The organism is Gordonia hongkongensis, assembly GCF_023078355.1.
In the GTDB taxonomy this organism is placed as follows: Bacteria; Actinomycetota; Actinomycetes; order Mycobacteriales; family Mycobacteriaceae; genus Gordonia; species Gordonia hongkongensis.
Map to the genome: position 1 here is coordinate 4,153,602 of NZ_CP095552.1, position 25,204 is coordinate 4,178,805.

Consider the following 25,204-nt stretch of genomic DNA (forward strand, 5'->3'; position numbering starts at 1 on the left):
ATTTGACCGCTCCCTGAGGTGCGAGCAAACCGAGCCGTAACCCCCGCTCCCTGAGGTGCGAGCGAAGCGAGCCACGAAGGGCCAGCACATCATCCACACAGAAAGCAGGACAATGAGTTCCAAGCGTTTCGAGAACAAGACCATCATCGTCACCGGCGCCGCCGGCGGGATCGGCGAGGCCTATGCGCGTGCCCTCGCCGCGGAGGGCGCGAACGTCGTGGTCGCCGACCTCGCCGACGAGAAGGGCAAGCAGGTCGCGGCCGACATCGGCGGACTGTACGTCAGCACCGATGTCGCCGACGAGGATTCGGCGAAGGCCCTGGCCGCCGCCACCGTCGACGCCCACGGTTCGATCGACGGCCTGGTGAACAACGCCGCGATCTACGGCGGGATGAAACTCGACTTCCTCATCACCGTGCCCTGGGACTACTACAAGAAGTTCATGAGCGTGAACCTCGACGGTGCACTGAACGTGACCCGGGCGGTCTACCCGCACATGACCAACGGGGGCGGCGCCATCGTCAACCAGTCCTCGACCGCCGCATGGCTGTACAGCGGGTTCTACGGTCTGGCCAAGGTCGGCGTGAACGGCCTGACCCAGCAGCTCGCCACCGAGCTCGGCGGGCAGAACATCCGCGTCAACGCGATCGCCCCGGGCCCCATCGACACCGAGGCGACCCGGAGCACGACGCCCAAGGAGATGGTCGCCGACATCGTGAACCGGCTGCCGCTGAAGCGTTTCGGCACTCCCGAGGATCTCGTCGGAATGTGCCTGTTCCTGCTGTCCGACGAAGCCGGGTGGATCACCGGGCAGATCTTCAACGTCGACGGCGGCCAGGTCATCCGCTCATGAGCGAGTCGTCCCCCATCCGTCTGGGGTATGTCGGACTCGGCAACATCGGTGGGCCGATGGCCGGGAGCCTGGCCGCCTGGGCCGGTGGGCTGACGGTGTTCGACCTGTCGTCCGACGCCGTCGCGAAGGTCGTCGAGAAAGGCGCCACCGCTGCGGAATCGCTCGCCGATCTCGCCGCGTCGGCCGACATCATCGGCATCTGCGTGCTCGACGACGCGCAGGTCCGAACCGTGGTCGCGGGTCCGGACGGCCTGCTGTCGGCAGCTCGCCCGGGCACCGTCATCACCGTCCACTCGACCATTGCGCCGGAGACCGCCGTCGAACTGGCGGATCTGTGCGCGGCGCGCGAGGTGACACTGCTCGACGCACCGATCTCCGGCGGTGCGATGGGTGCGGCGTCGGGTCGCCTCGCCATCATGGTCGGCGGACCGCGGGACGCGTACGAGAAGCTGAAGGAACCGTTCGCGCTCACCGCCGACATGCTGGTCCACGCGGGGCCCGAGGTCGGCGCGGGTACCCGGATGAAGTTGGCGCGCAACCTCCTCCACTTCATCTCGTTCACCGCGACCACCGAGGCCGCGCGACTGGCCGAGGCGGCCGGCATCGACATCACCAAGCTCGGCAAGGTGGTCCGGCACTCCGACGCGGTGACCGGCGGGGCCGGGGCGATCATGTTGCGCGACACCACCGCTCCCGTCGAGCGCGACGATCCCTGGTACGGAATCCTCACCGGCGTCCGTACGCTGGGCGAGAAGGACCTGACGCTCGCACTCGCACTCGGTGAGGAACTCGGCGTCGACCTGCCCCTCGGGCAGCTCGCGCTGCAGAACCTGGCCACCGGGCTCGGCGTCCCCCACCTCGAAGGAGAACCAGCATGACCCGTTCCCACATCTCCGACGACGCACCCGACGAGGCGCGCAGGCGCGGCCTCGCCAAGATGTCGGAGGTCTACGGCTGGGAGGTGAGCGACGGTCCGGGCGACTACTTCGCGCACACCGCCGACCAGGTGTTCGGCAACGTCTGGGCCCGGGAGGGTCTGTCCAACCGTGACCGCCGGCTGCTCCTGCTCGGCGCGCTCGCCGCGAGCAACAACATCGACGTCGCCGAGATCCAGGCCGGTGCCGCACTCGGGAACGGAGAGCTCACCCCAGAGCAGCTCGAGGAGATCAGCCTCTTCCTCTGCTACTACGTAGGCTGGCCGCAGGGCACCAAGATGCACTTCATGTTCGGTGAGGTGATCAAGCAGCACCGGAAGAAGAAGTGAGTCGACTTATGCGGTTTCGAGTCCTACAGGGCGGCGACGGGTGTTCGTTGCTCAGCGCCTCTCCCCTCCCCGACCTCGCCGCGGCCGGATACACCGACATCGAGTACGCGGCGTCGGGGGTGGCCGAGAAGATCGTCGGGGACCCGCCCGCACCCGCCGCCGAGTTCACGACCCGGGTCGTCGTCCGACGCCCAGCGGAGCCCGCGACGTTCAGCGGCTGCGTTGTCGTCGAGTGGCTGAACGTCAGCAGTGGCGCCGACGCCGCCCCCGAATACTCCTATGTGGCTGCTGAACTGGTCCGTTCCGGGCACGCCTGGATCGGGGTCTCGGCCCAGTTCGTCGGAGTGGAGGGCGGCACCGGCTCGGTCGACGTCGCGACCGGTGCGCCGCAGAGTCTCGCCGCCAAGGACCCGGAACGGTATGCCGGACTCCACCATCCGGGCGACGCCTACTGCTACGACATCTTCAGCTCGATCGGACGCGCCGCCCGGGACACCGCTGGGGCCGACCATCCCCTCGCGGGCCTGACGGTCGCCACCGTGCTCGCGATCGGCGAATCACAGTCGGCGATGGCCCTGACGACCTACGTGAACGCCATCGGCCCGGATGCGGCGCCGTTCGACGGATACCTCATCCACAGCCGCGCGGCCGCCGGGTTGCCCGCAGGCGAGGTCGGTTCGGCCATCGACGTGGCGACCGTCTTCGGGCGCGAGCCCACCACGATCCGCACCGACCTCGACGCACCGGTGTTCGTGGTGCAGACCGAGACCGACGTCCTGACCAACTTCCGTTATCACACTGCGCGGCAACCGGATTCCGACCGGTTACGCGTGTGGGAAATGGCGGGCACGTCCCACGCCGACCTGCACCAGGTCGGCGACTTCGAGGAGTTCCTCGGCTGCCCCGACCCCGTCAACCGGGGTCAGCAGCGTTTCGTCCTGCGGGCTGCGTTGCGGCACCTGCGATCCTGGGCCGACGGTGGCGATCCGCCGCCGGCAGCCGACCCGCTGGCCCTCCGGGACATCGACGGCGCCGACCCCGTGTTCGAGCTGGACGACATCGGCAACGTCCGGGGCGGGGTCCGGACGCCGTGCGTCGACGCACCGACCCAGGTCCTCAGCGGAATCGTCGCCGACCCCGTCTCCCGCATCTGCCTGCTGTTCGGCACGACATTCCCGGTCCCCGCCGACGCGTTGGCGGCCCGGTACGGAACGCGCGACGAATACGAGAAGCACTACCGGAACGCTGCTGACGCCGCCATCGCCGGCGGATTCGTCCTCGCCGAGGACCGTGACGAGCTGCTCGCCGACGCCAATCCGGACCTGATCCCGAACTGACCGTCCGCCGATTCGTCTCGGCGCGCGGCGGTTTGAAAATCACCATGACTCCAACGGTGCCGGTGAAGTCGAGTTCTCAGTAGCGTCCCAGAAGTCCTGCCAGCCCTCTCCCAGGCGGATTTCGATGACTCTAGAACTCACGACACCCGTCGGTGTCGCCCCCGCCCCGTCCGCGGCCGGGCCCGTCGACGTGCCGTCCGGCGGCCCGGCGGCCCGAGTACGTCGGCGACGGCTCTCCCGTCACGCCGCCACACGCACGCTCCGTCAGTCCATCGGCCTGATCCTGGTCGTCGTCATCTGGCAGCTCGGCGCGCGGGGATGGCTCGGCGCGACCACCCCCGCGCCCACCGAGGTGGTCGAGGCGGGCTGGGAACTGATCAGCACCGGTGAACTCTGGACCCATCTGGCCGCGTCGGGGCGGCGCGTCGCGATCGGACTGGCGATCGGGATCGCCATCGGCGCGGTGCTCGGCGCGGCCGCCGGCCTCTTCAAGGTCGCCGAAGACCTGGTCAACGCACCGGTCCAGGTGCTGCGGATGATGCCCGCCGTGGCCCTCGTCCCGGTCTTCATCATCTGGTTCGGGATCGGCGACTCGTTCAAGATCGCCCTGATCATCGTCGCCCCGATCTTCCCCATCTATCTCAACTTCCTCGCCGGCATCCGGGGCGTGGACCAGAAGCTCATCGAAGCCGCCGAATCGCTGGAGCTGACGCGTTTCGAACTCGTGCGATACGTGGTCCTGCCGGGCGCACTACCGCAGATCTTCGTCGGGCTACGACAGGCGCTCGGCATCGGTTGGCTTGTCCTGGTCGTCGCGGAGATGCAGACCACCCCGGTCGGTCTGGGCTTCCTGATGAACGACGCCAAGGAGTACCTACGCACCGATCAGATCTTCCTGGTCCTGGTGATCTACGCGGTACTCGGACTGCTCACCGACATCGGCGTGCGAATACTCGAGCGTCGGTTCCTGTCGTGGCGCAACGGATTCGAAGGTAGGTGAGTGGAATGTCCGCAGATCGAATCGACGGTGTCCGCGTCCTCGGGGCCGGGCGCGAGTTCGACGGCCGGCGGGTTCTCGACCGCGTGGATCTGACCATCGCCCGGGGCGAGTTCGTCGCGCTGCTCGGAGCAAGTGGTTCCGGGAAGAGCACCCTTCTCCGGGGGATCGGCGGGCTCGACCGCGGTTTCACCGGCACGATCGAGGCACCCTCGGCCAAGGCGATCGTGTTCCAGGAGCACCGACTCATGCCCTGGATGTCGGTGTGGCGCAACGTCGCGCTCGGGCTGCGCGGCGGTGACACCGAGGCCCGCGCGCTCCGCGCACTCGACGAGGTGGGGCTGGCGGCCAAGTCCGGCGCCTGGCCGTCCACGCTCTCGGGTGGCGAGGCCCAGCGCACCGCGCTGGCACGCGCACTCGTCCGGGAGCCCGACCTGCTGTTGCTCGACGAACCGTTCGGCGCGCTCGACGCCCTGACCCGGATCAATGCCCAACGCCTGGTGGCCCGGTTGTGGGAAGCGCACCGTCCGGCAACACTGCTGGTGACGCACGACGTCGAGGAAGCCCTTCTCCTCGCGGATCGCGCGCTGATCCTGCGGGCCGGCCGGATCGCACAGGAGATCGTCGTCGATCTACCTCGCCCACGCCAGGTCACCGATCCCGAATTCGTCGCCCTCCGTTCACAACTGCTCGGCGGGCTCGGCGTCGGCGGAACCGACGCCGAATCCACCGGCCCCACAACGACACCGACAACGACACCCCGGGAGTTCACCCATGTCTGACGTACTGACCCTGTCCACGGACGTGCTGGTGATCGGCGGTGGTCCCGCCGCGACCTGGGCCGCCATCCACGCTCGCGACGCCGGAGCCGAGGTGATCATCGTGGACAAGGGTTACTGCGGCTCGTCGGGTACGACGGCCCCGGCCGGGACCGGGGTCTGGTACGTCGTCCCGGACCCGGACAAGCGCTCGGCGGCGAAGGCGAGTCGCGAAGCGCTCGGTGGGTATCTCGCGGACCACGCCTGGATGGACCGGGTTCTCGACAGGACCTACGCGAACATGCACCGGCTGGGCACCGAGGGTCGCTACCCGTTCCCGATCGACGAGCACACCGGGGAGCCCATCCGCACCGGTGTCCAGGGCCCGGAGTACATGCGTCGCATGCGCGCGTGGGTCCGGCGCCGCGGTGTACAGATCCTCGATCACTCCCCTGTCCTGCAACTCCTCACCGACAGCCAGGGCGCTGTGCGGGGCGCCGCCGGATACCAGCGGCAGACCGGCCGGGACTTCCGGATCTCGGCCGGCGCCGTCGTCGTGGCGACGGGCGGATGTGCGTTCCTGTCCAAGGCACTGGGCAGCAACGTCGACACCGGCGACGGCGCACTGATGGCGGCGGAGGTGGGTGCCTCGTTCTCGGGGATGGAGTTCGCCAACGCGTACGCGATCGTGCCGAAGGGCTCCACGGTGACCAAGACCGCGTACTACGGCTACGCCACCTTCTTCCACGCCGACGGACGCATCGTCGAGGGTGCGGGATCGACGAAGGGGCGGTCGGTGATCGCACGGACTCTGCTGCAGGAGAAGGTCTATGCACAGCTGGACCGGGCCGATGAGCGGGTGGCGGCACAGATGCGCCAGGGTCAACCCAACTTCTTCCTCCAGTTCGACCGCCGGGGCATCAACCCGTTCACCGACCGGTTCGAGGTCGATCTCCTCGCCGAGGGCACCGTTCGCGGAACCGGTGGCATCGACATCGTCGACACGGACTGCTGGACCGGCGTCCCGGGTCTCTACGCGGCCGGCGACGCCGCCACCCGCGAGCGGATCTGCGGTGGCTTCACCGGCGGCGGCAGCCACAACTCCGCCTGGGCGATGTCGTCGGGCAGTTTCGCAGGCGCTGCCGCGGCACGAGCGGCCCGCGACGCGGGCGGGGCATCCCCACTCGATCGGCTCTCGGGCGCCGGCACCGTCGGATTGGACTCCGCCCGGAGCGGGATCACACCCGACGAGGTGGTGACCGCCGCACAGGGCGAACTGATCCCCTTCGAGAAGAACTACCTGCGTCACGGCGACCGTATGGGTCCGGCGCTGAACGCCCTGGACTCGCTGTGGGATGAGGTCTCCGGCCCGGCCTACGGCGCCCGCACACCGGCGGGGCGCGTCCGCGCGCGGGAGGCGGCTGCGATCACCGCGGTCGGACGGTGGATCTACCGATCCGCACTCGCCCGCACCGAATCCCGCGGGATGAGCAAGCGCGCCGACCACCCCGAGCTCGACCCGGCACTGGGCGATCACGTCCGCACCGGCGGACTCGGCGATGTCTGGGTCGCCGCACCCGGATCGGCTGTCCGCCGGCCAGACCCGGCCCCTCGGCTCGCCGTCAGGATTCCCGCGTGATCGAGCTCGTCGTCGCGTCGGCGTGTATCGCCTGCGACAAATGCGTGAATGCCTGTCCCACCAACGTCTTCGACACCGGACCCGACGGCGTACCGGTCATCGCACGGCAGTCCGACTGCCAGACCTGCTTCATGTGCGAGGCGTACTGCCCCACCGACGCTCTCTACGTCAGCCCGGAGTCGTCCCCACTCGGCACCCGAGAATCGTTGCCGCTCGAGCTGATCGGCAGCTACCGGGAGCGGCTCGGCTGGGGCAAGGGGCGCGCACCAGGAAGCCTCACCGCGGTCGGGCCCCCGATCCCGCATGGAGACCCGCCACCCCGGCTCGTCGAGCAACACGCCGACTGACCGGCTCACCCCGTTCATCCCTTCAGATCGCCAGAACAGAGAAACCATGCCCACCACATCATCTTTCGGATCACCGCTGCGCCGGATCAGACGCGCCCTCGCCCTCTTGACGGCGGGCGTGGCAATCGCAGCGGTGGCCGCGTGCGGTTCCGACGACGCGTCGTCGGCGCAGCGCGAGGTCATCGACACACTCCGGATCGGCGTCATCGGCTCGAGCAACGTGATCGCCGGTCCGGTCGGCTTCGCCCACAGTCGCGGGGAACTCCTCGAGGCCTTCGCCCCGCTCGGTGTCAACAACGTCGAGGTCTTCAACTTCCCGAACGGACCCGATCTCAACCAGGCTCTCATCGGCGGACGCCTCGACGTCGCGAGCTACGGTGACACCCCCGCCCTCGTCGCCCGCGGCTCGGGACTACAAACCCGCCTGCTGTCGATCAACCAGTTCGACAACGATGCCGGCGTGGTGGCCAAAGACCCGTCGATCCGCTCGCTGGCCGACCTGGCGGGCAAGAACATCGGTGTGCCGAAGGGGTCCTACATCGACCGCTATCTGCAAGGCGCACTGGCCGAACAGGGCATCACCGCCAACCTGATCCACCTGTATCCGGCCGATCAGGAGGCACCGTTGAACTCCGGTGAGATCGACGGAGCGGCGCTGCCCGGCGTCATCCCGTCGGTGGCGCTGCAGACCTTCGAAGGCAAGGGATTTCACCTGGTCGACTCGGTCTACCGGGACCATCCCGATCTGGCCGGCACCAGCGTGACGGTCAGCAGTGACCAGTTCCTGGAGAAGAACCCGGACTTCGCCGCGACGTGGCAGCAATTGCACGCGTCGTCGGTCCGCTACGCGAAGGCGAACTGGGAGGAGTACCTCCAGTTCGAGCTCGGCAACTCAAAGGCACCCGAAGCCGCCGTCCGTGCCGCCGCCAACCCCGAGGGCTACTCTGAGGAGCCGTTCCCGGCCCGCGCCGTCGAATTGCTCACCGGCACCAAGGCATTCCTGGTCGAGCAGGGCAGCATCGAAGAAGACTTCGAACTCGACTCCTGGTTGCAGCGTCCAGCGACGGGAGCGAACTCGTGACCGGGCCCCGGTTCGGGGTGTGGGCCAATGTCTACGGCACGTGGGCCTCGGCACACCATCCCGACGACCCGGTCGACGCATCCTGGGAACGCAATCTCGCACTGGTTCGACGCGCGGAGGAACTGGGGTATCACAGCACCCAGTGAGGTGCGAGCGAAACGAACCCACCCCGGCCCTGAGGTGCGAGCCCTAACTACTGCTCCCTGAGGAGGCCGGAGCTTGCGGAGGCCGTCACGAAGGGTCCTGGTGAGATGCGGGTCGCACTCACGCAACCTGATTCGTGACCGACAGACTTCAACTCGACTCCCAGACTTCGATCGAAGTCTGGGAGTCGAGATGAGGTCTGTCGGTCGGGCGGGCCAATGGGTCTGTCCTCTTTCTGCTCCGGGAACAGCGCTGCCCTCACATCAGCGAACGGAGGCCCGGTTCGCTGTCTGACCGCGGGGGCGGGGCGGCGCGGAGGAATTCGTCGGTGGCCTGTCGGATGCTGCCCGAGATGGCATGTCCGACATGGCTACCGGAGTACCAGTGGACTTTCCCACCCCAGTGATTGTGTAGCTGCTGGGCGGCGGTCACGGAGGTCACCCGGTCGTTGAGCGCCGCGACCACCATGCGGCGTTCTGGTGTCGGAACCGGCTCCACGGACAGTGGGTTGATGACCGACGAGACCGCGCGAACCGGTTCGCTGCGCATCAACGACGCTAGATGGCGTCCCTTGGACCCGCCGCGCTCCATGTGATGAGCCAGGGTGGCATGCATCTCCAGCATCGGCACGACGGCTAGCACCGAGCTGATACGGGGGTCCATCGAGGCGACCATCGCGGCGATCGGTCCGCCGAGCGACGTCCCCGCGATAGCGATGTCGGCGGGTTCCTGACTCTCGATCCACGTGATGAGCGAGCGGATCTCGGCAATCGCCCGGATGGTGATGACAGTGTTGACCAATGGGTCGAACCCCGGATAGGCCACCTTCTCGACTCGCCGGGAACCGTGGGCGGGCAGGACGGGGAAGACCACGTCGTAACCGAGCTTGTTGTACAGGTTGGCCGCGCGGAACGCGTAGAGATCGTCGGCCCGACCCTGAGCCGCCCCATGGACCCAGATCAACCAGCGGCGACCGGCGCGTCGTCGTGACAGCACCCGCACCGAGGCGATCCCGTCGGCGTAGGGGTCGGCCGCGGCGATCGATTCCAGGAGCGGCACCGCCACCGAGTAGTCGATGTGATCGAACGAGGTGGTCCCGAAGGTCTTCCGGTTGCGGGAGACGATGCCGGGTGGGCCGGGGTCGAGGTGGACTCGCGACGGACCGAGGGCAGCCAGTTCATCTGCGACACCGACACATCGGTCGACGCAGTCTTCCACGAAGTCGATCGGCGGGATGTCCCGGATCACCGAGTTGACCGCGATGAACAGCTCGTCGACGGCGGTCTCCCCGACCATCCGCGGACCGCAGTCCGCCGGCGGGACGCCCGTCGCGGGATCCCCGCGGCCGGCCGCACGCGAACTGCCGATCGCACGGGGCAGCACTTTCGCGAACAACCCCAGTCGTGCTGCTCCCGACTCCCAGTCGATCAACTCGCCTCCTGCGCCATCGCGGTACTGTTCTCGTCCTCGTCGGCGGTCGTCCGTCCGAGCGCATCGGCGGCCTCGGCGACCGCGTCGGCCACCCGCCGCAAGAAGCCGGCCGGGTCGGGCATCGACTCCGGTGTCGCGATGAGGCCCATGCTGAGCCTGCCGGCATAGCTGTAGGTGGTGAGGTTGACGTCGGCGGGTGCGATGGCCAGCGCGAACGAGATCCAGTCGACGACCTCGATGTCCCCGACCCACCGCGTGGTGCGCGGACCCGGCATGTTGGCGGTGGTGATGTTGTTCATCACCAGCGGCGCGCGATTCGCGGCCAGACCGCGGAAGGTCGGGCCGAGCCGTCCGGTGTAGGTGGCCAGCGCGTCGGTGAGATCGAAGCCGACCTCGCGCCGGCATCGAACAGTCGCCGCGCAGCTCTCACCGGTGGCCGCGATCCGCTCGATCGGGTCGGCCAGATCCGACCTGAGATAGGCCATCGCGGTGGCGATCTCGTTGCCGTGCACACGGGTGGAGGCCAGGTCCTTGCATACCCCGAAGATCGAGACCGACACTCCCGGCTCCTCGCCGCGAGCGATGAGTTCCGCCCGGATCGCACCGGCGATGACACCGTGCAGAGCCCCGTTCACGGTGTTTCCGGTGGCCAGCGCGAGTCGCTGGACGGCGGCGAGCGGGATGTCGCCGGACGCACACACGCGTTCGGCGCCGCTGCGGGCGTTGAAACTCGTCCGACGGACCGTCAGGGGTTTCGGGATGAGTTCGGCATCGCCGGCCCGGCGTTTCGCGACAACCGCACGCGCCAGTGCCGACGCTGCCGACGGCAGGCGACGAACCATACGCCAGGATTCCGAACGCGCTGCGCGCGTGAGCTCGTCGTCGTCGTGCTCGATGCGGGTCGCGGAGATCGGCGCCTGCTCGACCCGCTCATCCGGACCGGCGGTCGCGGCCATGAACGTGTTGAGTGCGGCGAGACCGTCGGCGACGGCGTGATGGACGCGGACGACGACCGCCTGCCGCCCACCGGCGAGACCGTGCACGAGGGTCAGTCCCCAGAGCGGCCGACTCCGATCGAGTTGCCGGACGGCGAGCTCGGACAGGATCGCGTCCAGCTCGGCACGTCCCCCCGGTGCGGCGGCGGAACGCTCGTCCAGGTGCCGGCGCACGTCGAAGTCGTTGTCGTGCACCCAGAAGGGACGGGCGCCGTGTCCGCGAGCCCACGCGAGCCGCTGGGTCGCGCGCGGGAACATGCCGAGGTAGTCGGGCAGGACGTCGGCGATCTCGGTGAGATCGAGGGGCCGGCCACGACGGGAGGTGTCGAGCACCGCGACCTTCAGTGTGTGCATCGGGGTCGACGCCGATTCCATGTTCAGCATCAGCGCGTCGGGACCGGACATCCGTTCGGCGTCCAGAACACCGGTGGAGCGGTCGATCTGCTTGACAGCGTGCATGATTCAGCTCACCTTTCGTTCGGTCGACGGGGCGGACGGGAGTTCGCGTTTGAGGATCTTGCCGGTGGCATTGCGCGGCAGTTCGTCGAGGAAGTGGACGTCGCGGGGGACCTTGAACCCGGCGAGCTGTTCTCGCACGTGCCGCTGGATGTCCTCGGCGCCGATCTCGGCCTCCGGTGCTCGCACCACATGGGCGACGAGACGCTGGCCGAACCTGTCGTCGTCGACCCCGGTCACCGCGACCTCGACCACCTCGTCGAGAGCCCCGATGACCAACTCGACCTCGAGGGGATACACGTTCTCCCCACCGGAGACGATCATCTCGTCGTCGCGGCCGACGACGAACAGCAGCCCGTTCTCGTCGAAGCGGCCGACATCGCCCGACACCATGTGTCCGTCGCTGAATGCCTTGGTGTCCGAGCTGGTGTAACCGTCGAACCCGGAGTTGTTCGCGACCACGATGCGCCCGACCTCGCCGACGGGGACCTCGCGGTCGTCGTCGTCCAGGATGCGAACACTCGTACCCGCGAGCGGCCGCCCGGCGGTCTCCGGCGCGGTGCGCAGATCGGTTGGGGTGGCGGTGGTGATGAGACCCGCCTCGGTGGCGTTGTAGCTGTTGTAGACCACGTCGCCGTACCGGTCCAGGAATGCGACGAGAGCGTCGGAGCGCATCCGCGATCCGCTCGCGGTGGCGAAGCGCAGTGTCGGCATCGGGTGGTCGTCGAGGACGTCGTCGGGGAGGTCCGTGATGCGTTCGAGCATCACCGGAACCACGGCGAGGCCGGTGGCCCCGTGGTCGCGGACCATGTCGAGCGTCGCCACGGGATCGAAGCGACGGCGCATGATCATAGTGCACGTCATCGTCGCCGCGATGGCCACCTGCCCGAAACCCCATGCGTGGAAGACCGGGGCCGCGATGACGATGGACTCGCCTGCGCGCCAGGGAATCCGGTCGAGCATCGCGGCGAGGGACGCCACGTCGGTGCTTCCGCCTCGGCGCGCACCCTTGGGCGTTCCGGTGGTTCCCGAGGTCAGCAACACGATCCGGCCGGCACGATCGGGCCGCGCGGGTCGCGCGCCGCGATTCGCGCCGATCAGTCCGTTGACGGTGACACCTTGCGACGACTCGTACTCCGTCCATGCACGGATGCGCCGCAGTTCCGGAAGTCGTTGCGCCGCGCCCTCGACGACGGTGTCGAACTCGTCGTCGGCGATGAGCACGTCTGCCTGTTCACGTTCGAGGACGTCGGCGAGCTGGGGTCCGGCGAACCCGGTGTTGAGGAGTACCGCGTCGGCACCGAGCCGGGACGTCGCGGCGAGCGCCTCGATGAGACCGCGGTGGTTGCGGCAGAGGATGGCGACGGTGCCGACGGTCGTGCCGGGTAGATCGCGCAGACCGACGGCGAGCGCGTCACAGCGGGCATCGAGCTCGCGCCAGGTGAGTTGTCCCGCCTCGTCGATGAGGGCGAGTCCGTGGGGGTCGCGCGCCGCGGCGAGGCCGATCCCGCTCACCGGCGAGGCGCCGCCGTGCCGACGGAGGTTGAGCCCCATGCGGACATAGCGATCGACCCGGAGCGAACCGAGAAAGCCGCTGCGGACGAGGGTGCGAACGAGCCACATCTGTGTGGTGACGCGATCGCGGAGTTGCGAGATCACCGTCGTCTCCTGGTGATCAGCCGATGACCGGGAATCGGCGCTTGCGGGCGAGGTCGTCCAGTGCGTGCTGCATGCGTTTGCGGACCATCTGGTCCACCTCGTCGTGTTCGGGGTTGTTGCCGAACTCGGCGGTGATGTCGATCGGGTCGAGGACCTCGGTGACCAGCTTCGACGGCAACGGGATGTTCGGCGGGAGGTGCGCGGTCAGACCGAACGGGAAGCCGAGCGCGAACGGAGCGGTGTCGGTGCGGATCAGCTTGTCGAGCCGCAGTATCCGGGCCAGCGTGTCACCGCGGTTGAGGAACAGCTGCGTCTCCTGGCCCCCGATGGTGACGATCGGGACGATCGGGACGCCCGCCTCGAGTGCGGTGCGGATGTACCCGGTCCGACCGTGGAAGTCGATCGTCGCGCTCTGGCTGCTCGGCCGCAGCGCCTCCCACTCCCCGCCGGGGAACACGATGGTGGCCGCGCCGGACCGCAGGGCGGCGACCGCGTTCTTCGGGTGAGCCGGCAGGAACCCGACCTTTCCGAAGATCTGTTTGCCCGATCCGGTGAAGATGAGGTCGTGGGCCAGGGTGTACAACGGCCGGTCCGCCCCGAACTCGTCGGCAAAGGCCACGCTGATCACCGGGACGTCGAAGGCCATCAGACCGCCCGAGTGGTTGGACACGAGGAGGGCACCGCCGTCGGGCACCTTGTCCATGCCCCGGACCTCGGAGCGGAAGTAGGTCTTGGCCACGAGCTTGAGCACGGGCAGCACCCGCTTCACCCAGGTCTCGTCGCGTGCGGTGAGGTCGAAGGTCTCGGCACTCATCGGTCCATCTCCTGTGGGATCGATTTCGCGGTTCGCGCGGATCACCGCTGGATCGGTCGGAGCCAGATGTCCGACCGGGGTCGATGTCCTCGGAACCGCAAAATGAGAACACGTTCTAGTGGTTAAATTAGAACACGTTCTACTTTGCGTCGCCACACTTCGTTACCCATGCCACAACTGACTGATCGGTAGCCTTATGGACTTCATCCTGGAGGACATCTCCGAAGCGGAGGTCGCGCGTCGCCGCGCGGTCTACACCCCTCTCACCGACACCGTCCGGGACCTCGTCGACGCGGTGATCCGCACCGAGGTCGCCGAGGAGGACCTCGACGAAGCGCGCCGACGGATCGCCGACGTGGTGGCCGATTTGCGGAGAAGCCAGATGGACGGGGCCTTCGGGGTGCGACACACCCGCGAGAACACCGGGATGGCCTGGGGAAATGCGGTCATCGGCGTGCGCAATGCGCTCGCGCCACCGCTCGACGTGGTGCATGTCGCCGACGGGGTCCGCAGTAAGTTCACGCTGGGAGCGGCCTACGAGGGGCCGCCCGGTCAGGTGCACGGCGGGGTGTGCGCGATGGTCCTCGATCACGTCCTCGGCAATGCGGCCAGTGTCGAGGGGCCGTGCTACACCGGCACCCTCACCGTCCGGTACGGGCGACCGACGCCCCTGGGCGCACTGGTCGCGCAGGCGTCGGTGACCGAGCAGAACGGACGCAAACGCATCGTCCGCGGCACGATCTCCGACGCCGACGGGGTGACCTGCGAGGCCGAAGGGGTGTTCATCGTGCCCCGCTCCGCGGTCGACGTCCCGTCGGTGCGCTGGTCGGCGGGCTGATGCGAGCCGCGGTTACCGCCCCCGCAGAGTCCGGCCCAGGAGAGTCCGGCCCAGGAGAGTTCGGCCCAGGACAGTTCGGCCCAGGCGGATTCGTCGTCGAGCACCGTCCGGATCCGACGCCTGGACCCGGCGAACTCGTTCTGCGGGTCGCGGCGAACGGGATCTGCGGTTCCGACCTGTCGACCGCGCCGCTGCTCCCGGCCGGCACGATCATGGGCCACGAGTTCGCCGGCGAGGTCGTCGGCATCGGGCCCGCGGACCCGGACGTCCCCCACGCCTTCCGGGTCGGCGACGCCGTGGCCGCCATGCCGGTCATCGGGTGCCATCGGTGCCGCGCCTGTCTCACCGGTGACGTCGCCCGCTGCCCGTCTGCGCGCACCCTCGGACTCGGCGTCCTACCCGGCGGACTCGCCGAGTTCGCGGTGGTCGGTGCCGCCGAGAGTGTCCTACTCGACGACATCGACCCGGTCGACGGCGCGCTGGTCGAGCCGCTGGCGGTGGGTCTGCACGCCGTCACCCGCGCGTCCGTCCGGCCCGGCGACCGGGTGCTGGTCCTCGGCGCCGGTCCCGTCGGCCTCGCGGCGTTGCACTGGCTCTCCCGCGGCGTGGCCACCGAACTCGTGTGTTCGGACCCGTCGCCGGGCAGGCGCGCGGCCGCACTCGATCTCGGCGCGTCCGCGGTGTGCGCTCCGGACGAACTCCCCGCCCAGGTCGAATCGGGCTTCGACGTGGTCGTCGAGTGCGTGGGCAAGCCGGGGATGATCGCGTCCGCCCTCGACGCGGTCGCGACCCACGGCACAGTGGTCATCGCGGGCGTCTGCTTGAGCCCGGACACGTTCATGCCGGTGGCCGGAGTCGTCAAGGAGATCACCATGCACTTCGTCTCCTACTACACCAAGCGCGAGTTCGACACCGCCGCAGCGGAGTTGAACAAGGGCGCGATCGGGTCGTCGACGCTGGTCAGCGGGATCGTGGGGCTCGACGAGACCGATCGCGTCGTCCGCGAGCTCTCGGCGCCCAACGACCACCGCAAGGTGCTGATCGCGCCCGGGGTGTCCACGGTCGGCTGATCGGCACTCGCGGCCGCCCGCGCAACCGGCGTACGGTCACTCGGGTGAACAGTGCCGTCCCCGAAGCCCCCGAGCCGTTCAGCACCGACGAGGCGCGGCAGGTGCGCGCGATCTCTGCCGAGCTGGGCCTGCCGGGCATCGTCGACGTCCACACCCACTTCATGCCGCGACCGGTGATGGACAAGGTGTGGGCCTATTTCGATGCCGTCGGGCCGTTGGTCGGACGGGAGTGGCCGATCACCTACCGCGCCGACGAGGACGTCCGCGTCGCCACCCTGCGCGACTTCGGGGTGCGGGCCTACTCGTCCCTGGTCTATCCACACAAACCGAACATGGCCGAGTGGCTGAACGGCTGGGCGCACGACTTCGCCGCCAACCACGACGACTGCCTGCACACGGCGACGTTCTATCCCGAGGAGTCCGCCCACACCTACGTCTCCCGCGCCATCCAAGCCGGCACGCAGGTCTTCAAATGCCACATCCAGGTCGGCGACTTCGCCCCGACGGATTCGCTGCTCGACGGGGTGTGGTCGCAGATCGCCGACTCCCAGGTTCCGGTCATCATCCACTGCGGTTCCGGGCCCGCCCCGGGGACGTACACCGGACCCGACCCCATCCGCGAACTGCTGCACCGGTTTCCGTCGTTGCCACTGATCGTCGCGCACATGGGGATGCCCGAGTACACCGCGTTCCTCGACCTCGCGTTGGAGTACCCCAACGTGCGCCTGGACACCACGATGGCGTTCACCGACTTCGCCGAAGAGGACGCCCCGTTCCCGTCGGACTACCTGCCGCGACTGGCCGACGCCGGCGACAAGATCTTGTTCGGCAGCGACTTCCCGAACATCCCCTACGGCTACACCCACGCCCTCGAGGCGATCATCCGCCTCGACCTCGGGGCCGAGTGGCTCCGAGACGTGTTCTACCGCAACGGCTCCAGGCTCTTCGGGATCGGCTGACCGGGGCGAGCGCCTACAGCACCTGGGACAGGAACGCCCGCAGCCGATCCGACGTCGCGTCGTCGAAGACCTGTTCCGGACGCCCGGTCTCCACGACGGCACCGTGATCCATGAACAGCACGTTGTCGGAGACGTTGCGCGCGAAGCCCATCTCGTGGGTGACGACCACCATGGTCATCCCCTCGCTGGCAAGGTCGGCCATGAGCGCGAGGATCCCCTTGACCAGTTCCGGGTCGAGGGCGGAGGTCGCCTCGTCGAAGAACATGACCTCGGGGGTCATGGCGAGCGCACGGGCGATGGCCACCCGCTGCTGCTGGCCGCCGGAGAGGCGTGCCGGGCGCACATCGGCCTTGTTGGTCAGCCCGACGATCTCGAGCTGACGGAGCGCGACCTCGCGGGCCTCGTCCTTGCTCAGCCCCTTCAGCTTGCGCGGTCCGAGCGCGACATTGTCGACGACGCTCTTGTGCGGGAACAGGTTGAAGTGCTGGAACACCATGCCGATCCGGCGTCGGAGTTCGTCCGGGTTGTCCTTCAGGACCGACCGGCCGTCGAGCAGGATGTCGCCCTGGTCGGGTTCGTGCAGCCGGTTCAGCACGCGCAGGAGAGTGGACTTGCCCGAGCCCGACGGTCCGATGACCGTCGTCGTGGTGCCGGCGTCGACCTGGATGTCGACGCCCCGCAACACGTGGTGCTTGCCGAAGGACAGGTGCAGGTCGGTGCCGGTGAGCGAGACGGCCGTCCGGGTGGCGGTCGCACTCGGCGTCCGGGAGCCCGGCGTCTGGGAGCCCTCGGTGTCGGTCTCGGACTTGTTGAGATCAGGCATGGACCTATCCCTTCTCGACGACGGTCGGGGGCAGCGGGTCGTCCTGGACGTCGGTGGGACGTCCGGTGCGCAGGCGCCGGTCGATGTAGTTGACCAGGTGCGTCAGCGGGATCGTGAGGATCAGGTACATGATTCCCGCGGCGACGAGGGGCGAGAGGTTGCCCGTCTGCGCGTTCAGGTCGCGGCCGACCGCGAACAGCTCCCGCTGGCTGGCCAGCAACCCGAGGAAGTACACCAGCGAGCTGTCCTTGATCAGGCTGATGAACTGGTTCATCAGCGCCGGGAGCACCCGCCGCACGCCCTGCGGCACCACCACCAGACGCATCGACTGCCGATAGCTGAACCCGATGGCCCGCGAGGCCTCGAGTTGCCCGTCGTCGACGCTCTGGATTCCGGACCGGAAGATCTCGCCGATGTAGGCCGCGGCGAGCAGGGCCAGGGCGACCGCCCCGAGCCAGTACGGGTTGTTGCCGGTGATGCCCTTGACCACCGGGCCCACACCGAGTCCGACGATCAGGATGACGACGACGGCGGGCAGTCCGCGGAAGATATCGGTGTAGACGCGCGCCGGCCAGCGCAGCCACCGCGACCGGGAGATGCCGCAGAGCGCCAGGATCATGCCCAGGATGGTGCCGAGCACCCCGGACACCACGGACAGGATCAAGGTGTTCACGAGCCCGGTCTTGATCAGCTCCGGGAACGACTCCTTGTAGAGATCCCAGTTGAAGAAGGTGTCGCCGAGCTGTTCCAGGGTGCTCTTGGGCGCGGTCTCCTCGGCCGGGCCCGCCTTCTCCGCGTTCTCGGCGGCGATGGCGGCGATGTCGGGGAGTTCGGGCGCGGGCGCGGCCTTGCTGCCCGGCTTCCACCCCTCGGGTAGCTCGCGCGGCACCCAGTCGACGTAGAGGTCGGCATACGTGCCGTCGGCGATGATGGCGTCGAGTCCGGAGTTCAGGGCCTCGGTGAGCCGCGGCTTGTTCTTGCCGACGGCCCACGCGACGAAGTTGTTGACGCTGAAGGTGTTCTCGACGATCGCGGTGCCGTCGCCCTCTCGGACCGCACCCTCCGCCTGCTGCGACGGTGCGACCCAGGCGTCGACCTGACCGCTCCGGAGGTTGGCGTAGGCGGTGGCGTAGTCCGGAAACTTCACCGGGTCGAGGCCCAGGGTGTTGACGACGTAGTCGTCCTGGACGGTGCCCTGGACCACGGCGATGCGCGTCGAGTCGGAGAGGTCGCCAAAGCCCTTGATCGCCCCGTCGGTCGGCGCCACGAGTGAGAAGTAGCCGAAGTCGTAGCCGTTGGTGAAGTCGACGGTCTTGCGCCGGTCGTCGGTGGTGGTGATCGACGACGACCCGACGTCGAAGCGGTTGTTGGCGACCTGGGACAGCAGGCCGGCGAACTCGGTGCCGTTGAACTCGATCTGCAGACCCAGCTTCACGGCGACGGCCTTGAGGAGTTCGTTGTCGAAGCCGGTGAAGTCGCCCGCGCCGTTGACGCAGATGCTCGGTCCGGCGTCCGACAGCGTGCCGACGGAGATCTTGCCGGGCGACAGCAACTCGAGACGACTCACGTCGATCTGGTCGAGCGGCGTGGTGGACTTGGTGGTGTAGCGGTCCTCACCGCCCTGATCGGCTGCGGCGAGGTTGACCGGCGCGGCCGAGGCCGACGCGAGTCCAGCGGGCGCACAGCTGTCGGCGGGAGCCGCCTGGGCTCGTGGCGCAGGTCCGCCGAGGATGGTCAGCAGGCCGACGATGGCGACCGTCAGTGCCAGCGCGACGACGCGCACGGCGCGCGGCGCGGCCCGTCGGGCGCGATGGGATCGGTGGTTGGACACCATGTCGACACTATCCCCACGCGCAGGAGGTGTCCCAAATTTTTGCTCGCCGGTGGGTTTAACCCGGTTGAGCTGGGGATCGTCGTCGTCACGGGGCGCCTGCGAGGCGCGCTGCGGAGGCCACCGTCGGCCTGGCCATCTCACGCCGATCATCGGGGACACTTGCGTGGGGTCGACGCCGATACTTCTCTATCGGAATTTGCCAATTGCTTGTCGGAAAACGATTCGCGTGCTACCAATGATACAGGGATTCGGGATTTGTAACATCATTTCTTCACCGCGCCAGAAATCAACCCCCTCTTGATCATCTGGCACCCATCCCGCTATCCCACGGGCCGCCGACGTGCGCCTTTGTTGCGGCCTGCGTCCACTGTCGAATTCGAAGTGAAAGCGGGAAATATCATGCTGTCTGCAATCTTCTACGCAATCGAGGCTTTCGACAATCTGTTGTGGGACTTCGCGGAAATGATCGTCACCGGCAGTGACGAAGCCGCCGGCTCGTAGGCTCCACCACCTCAGGACGAGTTCAGCAGTAGGTATCGCCTCGCGATACCTACTGCTGAACCTGTGTGGGACTCCTCAGCCCCGAGCGGCAATCCGCGCCTGCACCTCGGGGCGCCGGAGCGGGGGCACCGTCTTCGGCGGCTGACGACGCTCGGGCAAGACGTCGAGCAGCGTGCGGGTAGCCGCGGTCACGGCGACCACCGCGGCCTCGAAGGCCTCCGCATTCGCCGGCGATGGGTTGCGAACTCCACTCACCTTGCGCACGTACTGCCGCGCGGCCGCCTCGATCTCGTCCTCGGTGGCCGGCGGTTCGAGTCCGCGGAGTTCGGTGATGTTGCGGCACATGGCAGATCCCTTCGATGACGGACGCGCTGGGCGGAAGGCGATGCGACCTCGCAACCGGCCGACCCGCCGAGGGCCTACTCGCCGATCTTGACCACCGCTTTCCCCAGAATCCGCCCTTCGGCCAGATCGGTCAACGCTTCCGGCAGTTGATCCAGCGTGTAGGTCACGTTGACCTGGGGTTCCATCCCGTCGGCGATCATCTTCGACAGCTCTTCGTGCAGCTTCGCGGGCAGATTCAGTTCCGGATGGGTGCGCACGTACTCGCCCCACGCGGCCCCGACGACGGCGATGTTGCGGAACAGGACTCGATTGAGTTTGACGGTCGGGATGCCACCGGCCGCGAAGCCCACCACGACGTAGCGGCCATCGGGGGCGACCTGACGGAGTGCCTCGTCGAACACCTCGCCGCCCGACGGGTCGATCATCACGTCGACGCCCTTGGGGACGATCTCCTTGAGCTTGGTACCCCAGCCCTCCTCGAGCTGGACGATCTCGTCGGCCCCGGCGCTGCGCAGCAGGTCCTCGGCACCCTTCCGGTGGACGATGGCGATGACCTTCGCGCCCATCGCCTTGGCGACCATGATCGACGCGGTCCCGACGCCGCCGGCGGCGCCGAGCACGCCGACCACCTCACCGGGCTGGGTGTGCGCACGGGTCTTCAGCGCGAACAAGGCGGTCTGGTAGTTGATGCCCATGGCCGAGCCCTGCTCGAAGGACAGCCCGTCGGGAAGCGGCAGGAGCTGTTCGGGCGCGGCCGCGACCTGTTCGGCGAATCCGCCGACGATCGACGCCACGAGCACCTTGTCCCCGACCTTCACCGAGGCACCCTCGGGAGCCGAGCGCACCACGCCGGCGACCTCGGTACCCGGCGTGAACGGCGTCGGCACGCGCAGCTGGTACTTGCCCTGACTCATCAGCACGTCGGGGAAGCACACGCCGCACGACTTCACGTCGACGACGACCTGGCCGTCGGCCGGGGTGGGATCGGGAACGTCCTGCAACTCGAGTCCGGACGGGCCTGTCTCTGCGGTGAGTACCTGAGCTTTCATACGGCTCACCCTACGCGGCGACCGTCACACACCCGATAGGATCTGATGCCATGTCACAACCTGCGGCACAGTCGCCGAACGCACCCTCCCCCGACCGCCTCCGCGTCGCGGACGAGGCACCCGGATTCATGCCGCTCGACGAGGCCCAGACGCTCTTCGAGATCGCCGGAGAATATCTGTCCCAACCTGATTCGACGAAGGTCGGCGTGGAGATCGGTACCTACTGCGGGAAATCCACCGTCTTCCTGGGATCGGCCGGCGAAGCGAACGACGCCGTCATCGTGACCGTCGACCATCACCGCGGTTCCGAGGAACACCAGCCCGGTTGGGAGTACCACGACGAATCCCTCGTCGACGCACACACCGGGACGCTCGACACCTCGGCACGCTTCCGCCGCACCATGTTCGACGCCAGGCTCGACAACACCGTCGTCGGGTTGCTCGCCCCGTCGGCCGTCGCCGCTAAGGTCTGGGGCCGACCGGCGGATTTCGTCTTCATCGACGGCGGCCACAGCATGGAGGCGGCGCAGACCGACCTCGACGGCTGGGCGCCGTGGGTGCGCATCGGCGGGGCCCTGCTCATCCACGACGTCTTCCCCGACCCCGCCGACGGCGGCCGCCCGCCGTACGAGATCTATTGCCAGGCACTGGAAACCGGACAGTTCACCGAGGTGCGGGCGGAGGGATCGCTGCGCGTCCTCCGCCGCGACTCGGGCGAGGTGGGCGCACCGCTACCGCGGAAAGCCTGACCACGTCGGAGGCCGTCAGCGTCAGGCCTCGCCGGCCAGCGCCCGCACCTTGCCGAGCACGTCGGGATAGCGCTTCAGGTGCGCACCGCCGTTGACGTCGAAGGCGGCACCGGTGATCCAACGCGCCTTGTCGGAGGCGAGAAAGGCTACGGTGTCGGCGATCTCGGCGGGTTCTCCGCTCCGGCCCAGTGGGGTGTTGTCGAGGTAGTCCTCGGTGAGGCCCGGTACGAAGCCGATGCCCTCGGTCAGCGGGGTCATCACAAGCCCCGGCGACACCGCGTTGACCCGCACCCGACGGTCGGCGAGTTCGAGTGCGGCCACCTCGACGAGCATCAGCACACCGGCTTTCGACGCGCAGTACGCCCCCATCCCGGCGCCCGGTTGGCGGCCGTTGAGTGAGGCGATGCAGGTGATCGATCCGCCCTCGGCGATCCGGGCGCCGGCGTGTTTGATCACGAGGAACGTTCCGGTCAGACAGATGTCGACGGTGTTGCGCCAGGCATCGAGTTCGAGTTCGGTCAGCGCACCCGGATTCGACAGTCCGGCACAGTTCACCACCGTGTCGAAGTCGCCGATGCCGGCGAAAGTCGCTGCGACCGAGTCCTCGTCGGTCACGTCCATGTGCACCGCCCGCGCCCCGTCGCGCGTCGCCGCCACCTGCTCGGCACGTTCGACGTCGCGGTCGGCCACCACCACCTGCATCCCCTCGCCGACGAACGCGTCGACGGTGGCCAGTCCGATCCCCGAGGCACCCCCGATCACGACCGCCCGGTTCATCGCGTAGCCGCTTCCACAACGTCGGCGTTCGATGCCAGATGACGGCGCAGGAAACCGATCTCGTGCGTGACGCAGAGCTCGAAGAAGTCGTTGCCCGCGAAGATGTCGAAATGGTCGCACGGGTAGTGGCGCACTTCGGCGTGAGCTTTGAACGCGGTCTTCGACGCCGCGTACGGCGGTGCGGCGGAATCGAAGTCGGCGATCTGGAACAGCACCGGGGCATCGACGCGCGCGGCGTGCTTGTCGACTCGGAACGAGCCGATCTCGAGACCGACCGAGGCGTCGACCTCGTTGCGCCACGACGGCCCCGCGATCGCGCGGTAGCTCTCCAGAAACCCTGGTGCGGTCAGCGCGGCGCCCACGTCGCCGGGTTCGCCGACGACCCGCAACATCTTCGGACCCCGGCCCAGCCGTCGACCCACCGAACTGGCCACTGCCGTGGCGGTCGAGCGGGCGATCGCCGCCCCGCCGACCTGGGCGTAGGCGACGCGACCGGCGGCGAGCCCATTGACCAGTGGCACCACCGCGATCACCGCGGCCACGTCGGTCCGGTCGGCCGCCACGGTCAGCGCATGCCCGCCGGATTGCGACACTCCCCAGAGGATGATCCGTTCCGGGTCCACTCCCGGCTGTTTCTTGGCGGCGCCGATCGCGGCGCGGTAGTCGTCGGCCTGCCGTTCCAGCGAAATCGACTGTCGCGGTTCGCCACCGGACAGCCCGAAGCCGCGGTAGTCGAACGCGAACACGGCCAACCCCGCGTCGGCGAACCGTTGCGCATAGGGCGCCAGACCCGAGTCCTTGGTCCCCGCGAAACCGTGCGCCATCACGACGACGGGGCGCTTGCCGTCGATCTCGAACGGCGAAGACTCCGCGCCCGGAAAGAACCAGGCGTCGCAGTCGGCGTCGGACGATCGGAAGCGTACGGTGGTCGCACCATTTGAAATGGTCATGCGGATGCTCCCTTCGAGACCAGATCGTCGGCCACCCCGGCCCACGTCGGCGGCCCCTGCTGGTGGGCCCGCCGGATCCCCGCCGGAATCTCCTTGGTCCGCATGTTGTGTTCGTAGAGATAGTGATCGAGTTGCTGCGTGTGCCGCGGGCGGTCGAGCATGTGTCCGGTGTAGTACTGCATGTCCGCCTCGATCGTCTGCCGCATCTCCGGTACCGACGGGAGCCGGTAGTGACCCGTGGCGTAGGCCCCGATCAGCCGCGCCTGGCATTCCACGAAGGGAAACAGCGTCGGAACCGCCTGCGCGAAACCGGCGAAGACGAGGTCGTCGATTCCCGGGTAGAACATGCGCTTGTAGAGGTCGATCCGATTGTCGGGCGCACTGATGAAGTTCGGGTCGAAGAACGGGAACGTGATGTTGTAACCCGTTGCGTAGATGATGATGTCGAAGTCGTCGGCGGTCCCGTCGTCGAAGTGGACCGTGGACCCGTCGAACCGGCTGATGTTGGGCTTGGGGGTCACGTCGCCCGAGCCCAGTCGCAGTGGCAGTTCCACCGACTGCGTCGGATGTGCCTCAAAGAACTTGTGATTCGGTGTCGGCAGACCGTAATCCTCCGGCCGGCCGGCGGTCACGGGTTGCATGACCTGGACGAACTTGCGCTGCCACGACGTCGGCAGATACGGCGTCGACCGGTAGTACTTGTCGGCGGGCTTGCCCCCGAAGTATTTCGGCACGATCCACGCTCCCGACCGCGTGGAGAGGGTCAGCTTGTTGTCCAGCGCCTTCGACGACAGTTCGACGGCGATGTCGGCGGCACTGTTACCCAGGCCGACGACGAGGATGCGCTTACCCGTGAAATCGTGCGGGGTACGCGGATCGATGTAGTGGTGGGCGTGCATCTCGATTCCGTCGAACTCGCCCGGGAAATCGGGCCAGCGCGGATCCCAGTGATGGCCGTTCGCCACCACCAGCAGGTCGAACCGCCTGCGCTCACCGCCCTGGGTCTCCAGTTCCCAGCCGCCCCCGTCCAGTCGGGTCGCATGCTCGATTCCGTTGGTGAACTCGATCGAGGAGTAGAGGTCGAAGGCCTCGGCGTAGGAGTCCAGGTAGGCCTTGACCTGGGTGTGGTGCGGGAAGTCGGGATACTCGTCGGGCATCGGGAAGTCGCGGAACGACAACTGGTGTTTCGAGGTGTCGATGTGCAGCGACCGGTAGGCACTGCTGTGACCGTTCGGGTTGCCGAAGGCCCAGTTGCCCCCGACCCGGTCCGAACTCTCGAAGCAGGTGTACGGCACGCCGTAGTCGGTGAGCATCTTGCCGGCGGTCAGCCCGCTGATACCGGCGCCGATGATCGCGGTGGTTGGTAAAGGCACACTGCCCCCTCGGTGGACCCGTTGGATGTAGACACAATCTGATTTGTGTCTACACGATGAGACGTATCGTGTACACAGAATCCGCGAACTGTCTACGCAGCGCCCTCCTGAGCAGACATGTGGATGTGGGGACGCGGCGCGCACCGACCACGACCACAGGA

At 68.0% G+C, this 25,204-nt stretch carries 25 protein-coding genes; 14 read left to right on the plus strand and 11 right to left on the minus strand.

Annotated elements, in window-relative coordinates; translation table 11 throughout:
- The first annotated feature begins 112 nt into the window (after positions 1–112).
- The 10 genes from MVF96_RS18765 (at position 113) to MVF96_RS18810 (ending at position 8,422) form a co-directional block, all read left to right on the plus strand.
- The gene (locus tag MVF96_RS18765) at positions 113–853 is read left to right on the plus strand and encodes an SDR family oxidoreductase (protein WP_247450031.1); all 741 of its coding nucleotides are present in this window, start codon (positions 113–115) and stop codon (positions 851–853) included.
- Positions 850–1,731: an NAD(P)-dependent oxidoreductase gene (locus tag MVF96_RS18770; RefSeq protein ID WP_137810504.1), complete on the plus strand. Its 882-nt coding sequence runs from the start codon at positions 850–852 to the stop codon at positions 1,729–1,731. The genes MVF96_RS18765 and MVF96_RS18770 overlap by 4 nt, the downstream gene beginning before the upstream one ends.
- Positions 1,728–2,117, plus strand: coding sequence for a carboxymuconolactone decarboxylase family protein (locus MVF96_RS18775; RefSeq protein ID WP_068972526.1), 390 nt, complete (start codon positions 1,728–1,730; stop codon positions 2,115–2,117). The genes MVF96_RS18770 and MVF96_RS18775 overlap by 4 nt, the downstream gene beginning before the upstream one ends.
- Before the next feature lie 8 nt (positions 2,118–2,125).
- Positions 2,126–3,454 carry an alpha/beta hydrolase domain-containing protein gene (locus MVF96_RS18780; RefSeq protein WP_247450033.1) on the plus strand — a complete coding sequence of 443 codons (1,329 nt, stop codon included), beginning with the start codon at positions 2,126–2,128 and terminating at the stop codon, positions 3,452–3,454.
- A 124-nt stretch (positions 3,455–3,578) separates the two neighbouring features.
- Positions 3,579–4,454 (plus strand): ABC transporter permease, encoded by an 876-nt coding sequence (locus tag MVF96_RS18785; protein WP_247450034.1) that lies wholly within the window; start codon positions 3,579–3,581, stop codon positions 4,452–4,454.
- A gap of 5 nt (positions 4,455–4,459) precedes the next feature.
- Complete coding sequence (locus MVF96_RS18790; protein WP_247450035.1) at positions 4,460–5,233, plus strand: ABC transporter ATP-binding protein; 774 nt, start codon at positions 4,460–4,462, stop codon at positions 5,231–5,233.
- Positions 5,226–6,848: an FAD-dependent oxidoreductase gene (locus MVF96_RS18795; protein WP_137810508.1), complete on the plus strand. Its 1,623-nt coding sequence runs from the start codon at positions 5,226–5,228 to the stop codon at positions 6,846–6,848. The genes MVF96_RS18790 and MVF96_RS18795 overlap by 8 nt, the downstream gene beginning before the upstream one ends.
- Positions 6,845–7,195 (plus strand): 4Fe-4S dicluster domain-containing protein, encoded by a 351-nt coding sequence (locus MVF96_RS18800; RefSeq protein WP_058252408.1) that lies wholly within the window; start codon positions 6,845–6,847, stop codon positions 7,193–7,195. Before MVF96_RS18795 ends, MVF96_RS18800 begins: the two co-directional genes overlap by 4 nt.
- Positions 7,196–7,241: 46 nt before the next feature.
- Entirely contained in the window at positions 7,242–8,276 is a 1,035-nt protein-coding gene (locus MVF96_RS18805) for an ABC transporter substrate-binding protein (protein ID WP_137810509.1), read from the plus strand.
- The gene (locus MVF96_RS18810) at positions 8,273–8,422 is read left to right on the plus strand and encodes a hypothetical protein (protein ID WP_336276200.1); all 150 of its coding nucleotides are present in this window, start codon (positions 8,273–8,275) and stop codon (positions 8,420–8,422) included. The genes MVF96_RS18805 and MVF96_RS18810 overlap by 4 nt, the downstream gene beginning before the upstream one ends.
- A 256-nt stretch (positions 8,423–8,678) precedes the next feature.
- Here MVF96_RS18810 and MVF96_RS18815 read toward each other — a convergent pair whose 3' ends face one another.
- Genes MVF96_RS18815 through MVF96_RS18830 form a run of 4 tightly spaced genes read right to left on the minus strand, consistent with a single transcriptional unit; the run spans position 8,679 to position 13,775 of the window.
- Positions 8,679–9,851, minus strand: coding sequence for an alpha/beta hydrolase family protein (locus tag MVF96_RS18815; RefSeq protein ID WP_137810510.1), 1,173 nt, complete (start codon positions 9,849–9,851; stop codon positions 8,679–8,681).
- Positions 9,848–11,305, minus strand: a complete 1,458-nt coding sequence (locus MVF96_RS18820; RefSeq protein WP_058252411.1) for a wax ester/triacylglycerol synthase domain-containing protein — start codon at positions 11,303–11,305, stop codon at positions 9,848–9,850. Before MVF96_RS18820 ends, MVF96_RS18815 begins: the two co-directional genes overlap by 4 nt.
- A 3-nt stretch (positions 11,306–11,308) precedes the next feature.
- Positions 11,309–12,961 (minus strand): AMP-binding protein, encoded by a 1,653-nt coding sequence (locus tag MVF96_RS18825; protein WP_247450036.1) that lies wholly within the window; start codon positions 12,959–12,961, stop codon positions 11,309–11,311.
- 16 nt (positions 12,962–12,977) lie between these two features.
- Positions 12,978–13,775, minus strand: coding sequence for a lysophospholipid acyltransferase family protein (locus MVF96_RS18830; RefSeq protein ID WP_058252413.1), 798 nt, complete (start codon positions 13,773–13,775; stop codon positions 12,978–12,980).
- A gap of 196 nt (positions 13,776–13,971) precedes the next feature.
- On the opposite strand from MVF96_RS18830, the gene MVF96_RS18835 reads away from it, so the two are divergent.
- The 3 genes from MVF96_RS18835 to MVF96_RS18845 are packed head-to-tail and all read left to right on the plus strand — an operon-like array spanning position 13,972 to position 16,642.
- Positions 13,972–14,613, plus strand: coding sequence for a PaaI family thioesterase (locus MVF96_RS18835; protein ID WP_211538277.1), 642 nt, complete (start codon positions 13,972–13,974; stop codon positions 14,611–14,613).
- A complete protein-coding gene (locus MVF96_RS18840) occupies positions 14,613–15,683 on the plus strand; it encodes an alcohol dehydrogenase catalytic domain-containing protein (protein ID WP_211538276.1) in 1,071 nt (356 codons plus the stop codon). Before MVF96_RS18835 ends, MVF96_RS18840 begins: the two co-directional genes overlap by 1 nt.
- A 44-nt stretch (positions 15,684–15,727) precedes the next feature.
- On the plus strand, positions 15,728–16,642 hold the full coding sequence (locus tag MVF96_RS18845) for an amidohydrolase family protein (RefSeq protein WP_211538275.1): 915 nt from the start codon (positions 15,728–15,730) through the stop codon (positions 16,640–16,642).
- Between the two features lie 13 nt (positions 16,643–16,655).
- Here the strand turns inward: MVF96_RS18845 and MVF96_RS18850 are convergent, their stop codons facing one another.
- From MVF96_RS18850 to MVF96_RS18865, 4 genes are all read right to left on the minus strand, one after another.
- Positions 16,656–17,465: an amino acid ABC transporter ATP-binding protein gene (locus tag MVF96_RS18850; protein WP_068971161.1), complete on the minus strand. Its 810-nt coding sequence runs from the start codon at positions 17,463–17,465 to the stop codon at positions 16,656–16,658.
- Positions 17,466–17,469: 4 nt separating this feature from the next.
- Positions 17,470–19,299, minus strand: coding sequence for an ABC transporter substrate-binding protein/permease (locus tag MVF96_RS18855; RefSeq protein WP_211538274.1), 1,830 nt, complete (start codon positions 19,297–19,299; stop codon positions 17,470–17,472).
- A gap of 576 nt (positions 19,300–19,875) precedes the next feature.
- Positions 19,876–20,145, minus strand: a complete 270-nt coding sequence (locus MVF96_RS18860) for a DUF2277 domain-containing protein (protein ID WP_211538273.1) — start codon at positions 20,143–20,145, stop codon at positions 19,876–19,878.
- Positions 20,146–20,219: 74 nt separating this feature from the next.
- Positions 20,220–21,194, minus strand: coding sequence for an NADPH:quinone oxidoreductase family protein (locus tag MVF96_RS18865; RefSeq protein WP_211538272.1), 975 nt, complete (start codon positions 21,192–21,194; stop codon positions 20,220–20,222).
- 50 nt (positions 21,195–21,244) lie between these two features.
- Here MVF96_RS18865 and MVF96_RS18870 point away from each other — a divergent pair, with 50 nt between their 5' ends.
- A complete protein-coding gene (locus tag MVF96_RS18870; RefSeq protein WP_211538271.1) occupies positions 21,245–21,943 on the plus strand; it encodes a class I SAM-dependent methyltransferase in 699 nt (232 codons plus the stop codon).
- Positions 21,944–21,964: 21 nt separating this feature from the next.
- Here the strand turns inward: MVF96_RS18870 and MVF96_RS18875 are convergent, their stop codons facing one another.
- From MVF96_RS18875 to MVF96_RS18885, 3 genes are read right to left on the minus strand one after another with little or no spacing between them, the layout of a single operon-like run.
- A complete protein-coding gene (locus MVF96_RS18875) occupies positions 21,965–22,720 on the minus strand; it encodes an SDR family NAD(P)-dependent oxidoreductase (protein ID WP_058252421.1) in 756 nt (251 codons plus the stop codon).
- On the minus strand, positions 22,717–23,670 hold the full coding sequence (locus tag MVF96_RS18880) for an alpha/beta hydrolase (protein ID WP_211538270.1): 954 nt from the start codon (positions 23,668–23,670) through the stop codon (positions 22,717–22,719). Before MVF96_RS18880 ends, MVF96_RS18875 begins: the two co-directional genes overlap by 4 nt.
- Entirely contained in the window at positions 23,667–25,043 is a 1,377-nt protein-coding gene (locus MVF96_RS18885) for a flavin-containing monooxygenase (protein WP_058252423.1), read from the minus strand. Before MVF96_RS18885 ends, MVF96_RS18880 begins: the two co-directional genes overlap by 4 nt.
- Positions 25,044–25,204 lie beyond the last annotated feature (161 nt).